Origin of the sequence: Paenibacillus sp. DMB20 (genome assembly GCF_000987955.1) — a bacterium.
Classification (GTDB): domain Bacteria; phylum Bacillota; class Bacilli; order Paenibacillales; family Paenibacillaceae; genus Paenibacillus_AQ.
In genome coordinates this window covers 55334-64305 of sequence record NZ_LAZU01000039.1, presented here as the reverse complement: position 1 = coordinate 64305, position 8972 = coordinate 55334, and the positions used below count along the sequence as shown (strand labels likewise).

Here is an 8972-nt window from a genome sequence, read left to right as displayed (position 1 = left end):
TCCGGTATTAGCTACCGTTTCCGGTAGTTATCCCAGTCTTGAGGGCAGGTTGCCTACGTGTTACTCACCCGTCCGCCGCTAAGCATCTGAGGTGCAAGCACCTCATCAGCTCCGCTCGACTTGCATGTATTAGGCACGCCGCCAGCGTTCGTCCTGAGCCAGGATCAAACTCTCCAATAAGGATCGGAAGGAGGCTCATACCCGAAGGTGATGAGGTGTTCCTTCCGAAGTTTGACTTGCTCATTAGAAAAACTGACGAGAATTAAAAATTCTCATTATGATCTCGCTTGACGCAAGATCGGTTTAACTCACTCGTTGTTCAGTTTTCAAAGATCAACTTCTTCAGCGTCGCCAACGAAACTCGTTCGCATCAGCAACTCTTATAATATATCATGTTTATCTGTTCAATGCAAGAGTTTTTTTAAAACTTGCGTCGCCAACGAAACTCGTTCGCATCAGCAACTCTTATAATATATCATGTTTATCTGTTCAATGCAAGAGTTTTTTAAAACTTTTTTTCGATGTCACTCTTGCTTAGTCGCTCATTACTTATTGCGTTTCGCGACTGGATTTATAATATAGCATAATATAATAGAGTTATTCAACGTACAAAATATTCCATTTTTTAACCTCAATCCATATTCTGCATTACATACAAACCGTTATGCAAAAGTTGCGGTTTAGAAATACAGCCTTCAAAAGGACAGGCTTGTCGCCTGCCCTTTCGAAGTAAGCTCTTAAATGCGATTCCTACTCTAGTTTTTGATCCATGGATTTTTGCGTTTAGGCTTGTTTAGAGTCCTGCGCTCTTTTTTCTGAGAAGTTTTTGATCTTGCCCGCGTCTGCTCTTGTCTTGATACTTTTGCTTGTGCTTTGCCTTCCGTTGCAATCAAACCATCTAGATCATTTTGCGTTTCCTCCGATAAATGGGTTGTTTCATCGGTTTGAAAACCATGAGCCGCATCTCCTGCAGACTGCCAAGAATGATCCTCCAGTTGACGTCCGTGACAGCCGCAATCTTTATGAGGAGGCACATGACTCTGTTCATGCCATGGGGAATGGCTCATGCCGGCGTAAGGATCTGCTTGCATCCCCAAAGTCTGCATAGATTCGACACCATACTGGGGCCACATATACATCGGCTGCATTCCTCCGTATGCGGGCATGACAGGATGCTGTACAGCGCCATAATGGGAATGATGTGACGGAGTGTGGCTCATGCACGGATTCCACATTCCATAATCAGCATATTGCATAGGCTTCACGGCTTCTCCGTGGTAGCCGCACGGCGATGTATGATGACTCCAGTAGTCTGGCTGTATGGCTTGATGCGAACCATACATCTGTTCAACGGCCTGGGGAGGGAATCCGGCATAAGATTCTTTTCCGGATGTATACGGCTCACTTACGGACATTGGGGAAACATCCATCATGGAAGGCTGTTCTGAAATTCCGGGATAATGGGACGTGGGAGCCTGATGGATATCCTGATGCATCGGGTAAGCGTACTGCGGCTGCTGAACAGCAAAGTGCTCAGGCGTTTGCCATCCTTGAGGAGCGGTATGAAGAGGTGCTCCATCCATGCATCCGCAAGGCCCCTCTGTGAACGGAAACGAATAAGACATCGCAGGCTCGGGAGAATAACATTCATCTACTGCCGGCATGGTGTGCACAGGATATTCCGGCATGGTATGCATAGGATATTCTGGCATGGTATGCATAGGATATTCCGGCATCGGCGGGCAAGGATAAAACGACGGCGGTGCCGGTTCTTCTGGACATACGGGCTGGGGGATAACGTTCGTTACAGGCTCACATTCTTTTTCGACAATGATGGTTTTTTCTATTACTTCCGGCATCGACGGCATTTCGGGCATCACGATCAACTCCGGCATGATGGTGATTTCCGGCTTTACAACAATCTCGGGGGCAACGGCTGCTTCAGGAACGGCCGGCACCAGCGGTGTTTCCGGAACTTGCTCCTGGATGGGGGCGGTCATTTCTTCTTTAGTCCCTGTGTACGTTTTGCTTCCAGGAACCGTTTTATTTCCCGAAGGTCCCGCTCCAGGCTGAGGAACCTCGGTTCCGCCGGAATATGTTCCAGTGGCCGGAATGTTCACGACCTCTCCTACCAGGAGTGCATTCGGGTTTTTGAGTTGGGGATTGGCATCAATCAATTCTTTCAAAGACACTCCCCAGGCTTTGGAAAGCTTCCACAGCGAGTCGCCTTGTTTGACGGTATGCTTATGGATAATGGGGGCGGTTCCTCCGGGAACCGGTACGGGCTCGGTCGGTATTTTTATTTTTATGCCGATGTCGAGTTTGTTGGGATCTGCCAGCTGCGGATTGGCATCCACGATTTTTTCAAAAGGCACGCCGTATTTTTTGGACAATTCATATAGGGTGTCGCCTTTCTTGACGATGTGTATCTTCACGCCGCTTAAACCTCCTACACTCTTCTAGGCGTTATAATGCTTTTCGCCCGCTTTCGTTACTACATCCTATGCAGGCAATAGGCGATTGACATCCTTTAAGACAAAAAAAATCCTTCCATCGACATGAAAGGATTTTCCTTACTTCATCAATATACCCCAAGTATTTCAGGACTTTGCCGAATAGGAAGCTCTCATCGGCAAGCGGTACGTATAAAATCGCCTTTCAGCTTTTCCGTAACAAAGCGAATAGGTCGGTTTATTGTCCTAACCTTGAAGCTTTCGGAAGACCTCATAGCTTCGTCGAGCACATTCGGAAATAGCGATGGGGTGAAAACCGTTAATTTCCGAATACATCGTGTCGTTCAGCTTCGAGGTCCAGCTCTCCGGCAGCTGCCCGGCACCAACGATCGCGCCCATGATCGAGCCGACGCTTGCTCCATTGCAATCGGTATCCCAACCTCCAAGGACGGCCGTGGTGATCGCCGTTTCGAAATCGCCCCTGGCAAAGACGAGAGCAGCCGCGCATAAAGCCGCATTGTTGTTGGTATGCACCGGATGATAATGCTTGAACGCCTCCCAAATCCGATCAACCAATTCCAGTTGAGTCTTTGCATTCTGCGCAATGCTCACGGCCAATCGAATATCGCCGGCCAGCCTGCAAGTGCGTGGAATTTCGCTCAGCCCTATCTCCACGATCCGCTCCGGACTGTTTTCCACAAACGCCGCGGCAATCATGGCAGCTACGAACATTGCACCGTAGACTCCATTTTTCACATGTGAAAACGATGCATCCCGCCATGCAAGCTCTGCCGCCATCTCCGGCATGCCAGCCGCTCCGTAGGCCAGACCGTCGACGCGGATTTGCGCTCCGATCCATTCACGGTACGGGTTCATATATGTGCGTACCCAATCCAATTGCGCCGCCGAATCGACGTCCCGCTGCCAGCCCCGTTGGTTAAGGAGCACCGCAAAGTTGGCATATGACTGAGCCTCCGCGGTGAATACTTGGCCGAGCGGCAAATGCTTGAACCAACTTAAACCGGTATCCCAGGAATCCCAGGAAAAACCCTTTTCCTCTAACATGAGAAGTCCCAGCACAGTGTACCGAATATCATCGTCGGTCTCCATATATTGAATCCGCTCCAGCGTGCTCTGCCGCGAAAAGTCGGCCAAAGCGATGCCATACGGTTCCTGTGCCCTGGATTGACCCGGCGTGTAGTCCCGGATCGGCCAAGCGTCGGCCCCTTCGAACCATAACTGAATGTTTTTCCAGCCTGGATTGGAGTCCGTACCGTTCATGAAGGAAGGGCTTTCCAACGGTTTGCCGAGCGCGCAGCCGACGCTTCTGCCGAGCCAGGCCCCGTAAAACTTGTCACGCCATTCCTCTTCTGTCCAGCCGGCGTCCAATTTGCGAGGGCCTTCCGGCCTTAATGCCCGAATCTCTTCCAGTCCGTTCGGTTCTATGTACGGAAAGTCATCGGCAACCGAAAGTTGTGCCAACTCCTCATAAACAGCCGTAATCTTGGCTTCATCCTGCCCCGCAGCCTCTAACTTCCGTTGAAAACCTTCAACCTTGCAGCCTTCTTCCCCTCTTTGTTTGATTTCATTCTGCACGACGTCGTGCAAAACTTGCCATCCCCAACCTGACATAAGCCGCTGCCCCCGATCTTTCGAAATGATAGCCAAAAGCATGAACTGCCTTTGTTATAGCTACATTTTACCGGGGAAATTCTGCCGCGTCGTCTTATTTTCAAGCGACATGTTCTCAAAAAGGGCTAGCTTTGCGGCTCGCTCTCGGTAATCCAGCGGAGCCATGCCAACGATTTGCCCGAACGCCCGGTAGAACGGACCGTGGCTTTGGAAACCCGACGCATACATGATTTCGGAAATCGGCAGATCCGAACCTGCCAGGAGCTTCTTGGCCTCGTTCACGCGCATTTGAAGCAAGTATTGCTTAAAACCGATCCCGAGTTTCTCTTGAAACAGATGCCTGACCCGGGAAGGACTCAACGCCAATTGGCTTGCGATGTCGTCCAGCGAGATCGGTTCCCGGAAACGCTCCTGGATAAATTCGAGCACAGGCTTGATCCGGTAATACGACATCAGCGTATGGTTCCAATCCGCCGAAGGCGCTTCTGCTGTGTAATAACGAAGAAGAAGGGCGCATATTTGCAAAATATGGCCCTTCATCATCCCGAGATAACCGCGCGGTTGCCGTTGATATTCTTCTGCAATCAAATGAAACAGCTCACCGATCTGCCGGGCTGCAGTCCTTTCGCCTGGAATCCGATTCTGGAACTTGGTCGGCAAATAAACGAATGGAAGCAGCAATTCGGGATCCGTCTGCTCGAGTAAGCCTGCGCTAAAGTAAAGGAACAGGTATCGGCTTGGGTTATCCGCCCGGGAGACGGCCGAATGCCGCTCCAAATGGTTGACGACGAATACATCGCCCGGTTCGACAGCGTAAGTCTTGTCCCCAAAATAAAACATGCCGCTCCCGGACAAACAATACCCGATTTCCAGGTGATCATGCGTATGGAAAGGATCCGCATGCACGCGGGGAGACCATTCGAATAAGTGAATGAAGGATTCTTTGGCCATGCTTTTTCTACCGTCCTTAATCGATTCATGTTACAAGGAAATAGAGCAGATCCATGCCATTACTCTTCCCAAACTTTATAGCCGTCTTTGTCGACGATTTTGCGGAACTCTTCCAAAAGCTGCAAGGTGATCGGCCCCGCTTGGCCGCTGCCGATGATCCGTCCGTCGATTTCGCGCGCAGCAATGACCTCTGCAGCCGTTCCCGTAAAGAAGACTTCATCCGCGATATACACGTCATGCATGCTGAACGGTTCTTCTTTTAACGGAATTTCCAGCTTGCCGCACAGCTCGATAATGGCCTGCCGCGTAATGCCTTCAAGTGCCCCAAGATAACAAGGAGGGGTGGTGATCACGCCGTTTTTCACAATGAAAATATTGTCTCCGGACCCTTCCGTAACATATCCCTGGGCGTTCATCATGATCGCTTCGTCCACGCCGGCAAAATTCGATTGGATTTTTACCAGGACGTTATTCAGATAATTCAGCGACTTGATTTTGGGGTTCAGTGCATCCGGCAAGTTACGCCGCTGGGCGACCGACACCGCTCTTAAGCCGTTCAGATAAGCTTCCTCCGAGTAAATGGCAAGCTGCTCGACAATGATAAGAACCGTCGGTTGGGGACAACGCCTTGGATCCAGCCCAAGATTGCCCGGACCGCGGGACACGATCAGACGGATATAACCGTTTCTCATATCGTTGCGGCGGATCGTTTCGGCCATCGCTTCAAGCATTTCGTCGTATGCCAGCGGAATGACTAAATCAATCGATTTTGCGGAATCATAAAGGCGGTCCAAATGCTCATTGCATTTAAAAATATTTCCGTTATACACGCGGATTCCTTCGAAAATTCCGTCGCCATACAGGAAACCGTGATCAAACACCGATACTTTTGCGTTTTCTTTGGTTACGAATTCCCCGTCTAGATATATCCATTGCAGCGACATGAAACGTTACACCTCCGATTTTTCTGTTGTATACGTAAAGCCCGGGTAGGAGCCGAGTAGGCGCACCTGGCATCCGAGCGCCTCGATTTCGGCCATGGCTGCGGTAAGAAGCACGGATTCCGCCGACGCCAGCACATCGATGTAAAAATAATAATTCCCCAGTTTTTTCTTCGTGGGCCGCGACTCGATCCGCGATAGGTTCAGCCTACGCCATGCAAAAGTCGAGAGCACTTGATGCAGGGCGCCCGGCACGTCTTCCGGAAGGGTGACAAGTATGCTTGTCTTCACGTGTTCCGGCGAATGCGGTACCTCGATGGGTTCACGTCCGATCAAGACAAATCTCGTAAAGTTATTATCATGGTCCGTAATGGTTTCGGCCAAAAAGTCCAGCCCGTGGGTCGACGCCCCAAGCGTGGTTCCAATAGCCGCCCAGCCTTTTCCGGGATTGTCTTTAACAATTCTCGCGCCTTCGGATGTGCTCCCGGCAGATTCCAGCTCCGCGGTCGGAGCGAATTTGGCAAGGAACTGCCGGCACTGGGCTGTCGCAACAGGGTGGGAGTATATCCTTTTTATTTTTGAAAAATCTATAGTTCCGTCATCCGCCCGGAATTCCGAGGCGTCTCCGATTAAATTCTGAATCGATGGATAAATCCACTCTGCTTGCATAGGGATGTCAACCTCATTCACCAGCCAATCCATATGAAGGCTAACCGAGCCCTCGATCGTGTTTTCGATCGGAATGACGCTGTAATCGCTTTTCCCTTCCACCGTCGACATAAACACATCGGAAATCAGCTTGTGGTGAATAAGCTCCACGGGCTCGTTTTTCATCAAATATAAAACCGCTTCATGAGATACCGACCCTGAGGGCAGTAATGCTATACGCTTCATGTAGTTACTTCTCCCCTAATCATATCCATAAATGAAATGCTCCGGTCGCAGTCCAGCACCGTCACTCCGTCCGAATCCGGTCGAAGCATCAGGGTTGAAGCTGAGAATCCCTTAGCTTTCATGGTCTCGATCAAATAGGACCTTAAACCCTCGATCCTGTTGTCGCCGCGCTCTACAAACGCAATCAGTGTCGGTCCGGCACCGCTTAACGCAATACCGAGCGCGCCCCGGTTAGGGGCTTCTTCCAAAATTTCAGCCATCCCCGGAACGAGTCCGGCTCGGTAAGGCTGATGAATCCTGTCCCGCATGGCGGCATGTATGGAATCGAGCCTTCCCGAGAACAAGGCCGCCGTCAAGAGCGAGGAACGGCTGATATTATATACCGCGTCTTCCAGGGAGACCGCTTTAGGCAATGCTTCTCTAGCCTTGGCTGTCGACAGTTGAAAGTCAGGGATGACAACCAGGGTCTCCAAATTCGCCGGGGGGGCAATTCGGATATAGTCGGCATGCGATCCGTCCCAAACGGCCGCAATGAATCCGCCAAACAGCGAGGCCCCTACGTTGTCAGGGTGTTTCTCCAAACCCGTCGCCATGTCGAACAATTTCGCGTCGGGCAAGGGGGAACCTATCATGGCATTGGCTGCCGAAAGGGCGCCAACAATCGCGGAAGCGCTGCTCCCGAGTCCCCGGGTCAGGGGAATTTCCGAGTACATGGAAATGGCCAGTTCCGGAACGGTTACCCCGGCTTCCTCAAATACCATTTGAGCAACCTTGTAGATCAGATTGCTCTTGTCTTCAGGAACGCCTTTCATTTCTTCCCCGTGCAAATGGAAGGCGGTATGATCATTTTCCCGCATTTCGATCCAGGCGTAAAGAGAGAGTGCCATGCCGAGTGTGTCAAATCCGGGACCAAGGTTGGCCGTGCTCGCAGGAACCTTGATCCGTACGCCTTCGGTCAAACTCATACCCGGGCAGCCCCTTCGAGCTTGGAGATGGCTTCCATAACGGCCGATTCCGTATCGGAAACGACAAGCGGCTCCGCATTAACGGTTTTGATGGCAATATTCGGATCCTTCAAACCATGACCGGTCAGAACGCAAACGACCGTCTCTCCCCCTTTGAAGTAACCTTCGCGTTTCATTTTGTATACCCCGGCTATGGAAGCTGCAGACCCGGGCTCGGCAAAAATCCCTTCTCGGGAAGCAATTGCCTTGTATGCCTCCAGGATTTCTTCGTCAGTAACGTAGTTGATCTGCCCGCCGGACTCTTCCGCTGCAGCAACGGCTGTTTTCCAGCTTGCCGGATTGCCGATACGAATCGCTGTAGCCACCGTCTCCGGATTGGGGATCGGTTCGCCTTTCACGATCGCCATGGCTCCTTCCGCTTCAAAACCGAGCATTTTCGGGAGAGAAGCCGATTTTCCCGCAGCATGATATTCTTTGAATCCTTTCCAGTAAGCTGAAATATTGCCGGCATTGCCTACGGGGATGGCCAGAACGTCCGGAGCTTTGCCGAGCTGGTCCACGACCTCGAAAGCCGCCGTCTTCTGTCCTTCAATGCGGTAAGGGTTCACGGAGTTGACCAACGTGATCGGATGTTTGGCCGTAATTTCGCGCACAATCTCAAGCGCTCGGTCAAAGTTTCCGTCAATGGCGATAACCTTGGCTCCATAGATCATGGCTTGAGCCAGTTTGCCGAGCGCAATGTTATTGTTCGGTATGATGACTATGCAGTTCAGCCCTCCGCGTGCAGCATATGCAGCTGCCGCTGCGGATGTGTTTCCGGTGGATGCGCACATGATGGTTCGGCTTCCTTCCTCCATGGCTTTGGCTACCGCCATCACCATCCCCCGGTCTTTAAATGATCCGGTCGGATTTAATCCCTCGAATTTAAAATGAAGGTCGATGCCAAGATCCTTGGACAAATTTTCGGCGCGAATCAGCGGCGTGTTCCCTTCTTTAAGCGTGAGCAGCGGAGTGTTCTCGTTAACCGGCAGGTACTCTCTGTATGTTCGAAGCAATCCTTCGTATGGCATCTCTCTGATTCTCCTCTTCATTTTAAAAAATTATATAAGGACAGAACTTTCGTTTACGATGAAACT

7 protein-coding genes and 1 rRNA gene are annotated in these 8972 nt (G+C 50.9%); all 8 read right to left on the bottom strand.

From position 1 onward, the window contains the following. Positions 1 to 180 (bottom strand): 16S ribosomal RNA (locus tag XI25_RS23460); the annotation flags it as partial. Positions 181 to 755: 575 nt separating this feature from the next. Next, complete coding sequence (locus XI25_RS23455) at positions 756 to 2357, bottom strand: LysM peptidoglycan-binding domain-containing protein (protein WP_442950429.1); 1602 nt, start codon at positions 2355 to 2357, stop codon at positions 756 to 758. 342 nt (positions 2358 to 2699) lie between these two features. Continuing rightward, positions 2700 to 4085, bottom strand: a complete 1386-nt coding sequence (locus XI25_RS23450) for an ADP-ribosylglycohydrolase family protein (protein WP_046680516.1) — start codon at positions 4083 to 4085, stop codon at positions 2700 to 2702. Positions 4086 to 4145: 60 nt separating this feature from the next. After that, positions 4146 to 5036: a helix-turn-helix domain-containing protein gene (locus XI25_RS23445; protein ID WP_046680515.1), complete on the bottom strand. Its 891-nt coding sequence runs from the start codon at positions 5034 to 5036 to the stop codon at positions 4146 to 4148. Between the two features lie 59 nt (positions 5037 to 5095). Further along, positions 5096 to 5980: a branched-chain-amino-acid transaminase gene (gene ilvE / locus XI25_RS23440; RefSeq protein ID WP_046680514.1), complete on the bottom strand. Its 885-nt coding sequence runs from the start codon at positions 5978 to 5980 to the stop codon at positions 5096 to 5098. A 6-nt stretch (positions 5981 to 5986) separates the two neighbouring features. Next, a complete protein-coding gene (gene pheA, locus XI25_RS23435) occupies positions 5987 to 6871 on the bottom strand; it encodes a prephenate dehydratase (protein WP_046680513.1) in 885 nt (294 codons plus the stop codon). Beyond that, on the bottom strand, positions 6868 to 7836 hold the full coding sequence (gene thrB, locus XI25_RS23430; RefSeq protein ID WP_046680512.1) for a homoserine kinase: 969 nt from the start codon (positions 7834 to 7836) through the stop codon (positions 6868 to 6870). Before thrB ends, pheA begins: the two co-directional genes overlap by 4 nt. After that, positions 7833 to 8906 carry a threonine synthase gene (gene thrC / locus XI25_RS23425; protein WP_046680511.1) on the bottom strand — a complete coding sequence of 358 codons (1074 nt, stop codon included), beginning with the start codon at positions 8904 to 8906 and terminating at the stop codon, positions 7833 to 7835. The genes thrB and thrC overlap by 4 nt, the downstream gene beginning before the upstream one ends. Positions 8907 to 8972 lie beyond the last annotated feature (66 nt).

Excerpts from the sequence above, each read along its gene's own strand:
- XI25_RS23450 (WP_046680516.1), bottom strand. The coding sequence starts at position 4,085 with ATGTCAGGTTGGGGATGGCAAGTTTTGCACGACGTCGTGCAGAATGAA.
- thrC (WP_046680511.1), bottom strand. The coding sequence starts at position 8,906 with ATGCCATACGAAGGATTGCTTCGAACATACAGAGAGTACCTGCCGGTT.
- XI25_RS23445 (WP_046680515.1), bottom strand. The coding sequence starts at position 5,036 with ATGGCCAAAGAATCCTTCATTCACTTATTCGAATGGTCTCCCCGCGTG.
- thrB (WP_046680512.1), bottom strand. The coding sequence starts at position 7,836 with ATGAGTTTGACCGAAGGCGTACGGATCAAGGTTCCTGCGAGCACGGCC.
- ilvE (WP_046680514.1), bottom strand. The coding sequence starts at position 5,980 with ATGTCGCTGCAATGGATATATCTAGACGGGGAATTCGTAACCAAAGAA.
- pheA (WP_046680513.1), bottom strand. The coding sequence starts at position 6,871 with ATGAAGCGTATAGCATTACTGCCCTCAGGGTCGGTATCTCATGAAGCG.